Genomic DNA, 855 nt, shown 5'->3' on the forward strand with positions numbered 1-855 from the left:
AAAACAGTATTTGCTTTTGCAGTTGAATCAGTACTTGCTGAAGCAGATGATTGATCAGCACTGGCATTGGAGTCAGTAGTTGCTGAGCTCTTATCTTCACTTGCAGCTTCTGAAGTCTTATCAGTACTGGTCTTAGTTTCAGTTGCTTCAGCAGCATTGGTAGCTGCTGAGTCACTTTTGGTTTCAGTTGCTTCTGAAGTAGTACTTGAAGCAGTAGTTTCTGCTGACTTGTCGCTTGAATCAGAAGCAGTGTTAGTTGCTTCAGTAGCAGTTGAGTCAGTCTTAGTGTCAGTTGCTTCTGACTTGGTCGTATCTGTTGACGTAGTGCCTGAGTCAGCATTATTCGTCGTAGCAGTAGCTACAGTTTCTGCTGGCATAGTCGTGTCAGCTGAAACAGTGCTGCCAGTACCCAGCATGAATGATACACCAATCAAAGCTGAAGCTAAGCCAAAACTGTATTTTCTAAATCCAAAACGTTGTTTTTCTTGAAGCTTGCGCTCTTGCAGCTTCCGGTTGTTCTTCGACAACATCTTATAAATCCCTACTTTCTTTGAAAGCACAATAGCTTTGATATAGATTTTCTCTTCTTAAGCTATATTCTTATAATTCAACAAATATCATAACATACAACGAACGTTTTTTTAACATTTCGGCCATACTAATTTACTTAACTCAGTTGTATATCTTAGAAACCGCTTACCAGTATCATATTACTCTTTCTACCCTTTCCTATTCATCCATTATTTGCCATTTTATCATTGTGATTAGCTTATGACTTTACAACGAAAATAGGCAAGTACTCAAAAAACGAGTTCTTGCCTATTGACTAATCTTGGAAAAAGGCCTATAGCTGAT

1 protein-coding gene is annotated in these 855 nt (G+C 38.6%); it reads right to left on the bottom strand.

Going from position 1 to position 855, the window contains the following annotated elements; genetic code table 11:
- On the bottom strand, positions 1–530 hold a 530-nt coding region (locus ACLUXO_RS10180), incomplete at its 3' end, for a YSIRK-type signal peptide-containing protein (RefSeq protein ID WP_412137449.1).
- Positions 531–855: the final 325 nt, after the last annotated feature.

It is taken from the genome of Lactobacillus delbrueckii subsp. bulgaricus, from assembly GCF_046938665.1.
In the GTDB taxonomy this organism is placed as follows: domain Bacteria; phylum Bacillota; class Bacilli; order Lactobacillales; family Lactobacillaceae; genus Lactobacillus; species Lactobacillus delbrueckii_C.